The following is a 444-nucleotide window of genomic DNA, read 5'->3' on the forward strand; positions in this document are numbered from 1 at the left end:
TATGTGTGAGAAAGGTAACTGCCGTGTCATCAACATCTCTTCCGTCAATGGTCTTAAAGGTCAATTTGGACAGACTAACTACTCAGCAGCGAAAGCTGGAATGATTGGTTTTTCTAAAGCTTTGGCTGCAGAAGGCGCTCGTAGCGGCGTAACCGTGAACGTGATTGCCCCTGGCTACACAGCAACTCCTATGGTTGAGCAAATGAAGCCTGAAGTACTGGATTCAATCAAGAACCAAATTCCGATGAAACGCTTAGCAACACCTGTTGAAATTGCAGACGCAGTGGGCTTTTTAGCGAGTGAATCTGGCGCGTACATTACAGGCGAAACATTGTCTGTGAATGGCGGCTTGTACATGCAGTAATTGGCGAAACTGAAGGGGTTGGAATGATGGAAAAAGTATTTATTGTTGCGGCTAAGCGCACTCCTATTGGTGCATTTACC

General features: G+C 45.9%; 1 protein-coding gene. It reads left to right on the forward strand.

All coding sequences use genetic code 11. The features are described from left to right. Positions 1-364: SDR family oxidoreductase (locus AB4486_RS26230; protein ID WP_372119688.1), on the forward strand; the 364-nt coding region annotated here is incomplete at its 5' end. Positions 365-444 lie beyond the last annotated feature (80 nt).

The organism is Vibrio sp. 10N.222.55.C6 (assembly GCF_041473395.1).
GTDB lineage: Bacteria > Pseudomonadota > Gammaproteobacteria > Enterobacterales > Vibrionaceae > Vibrio > Vibrio crassostreae_C.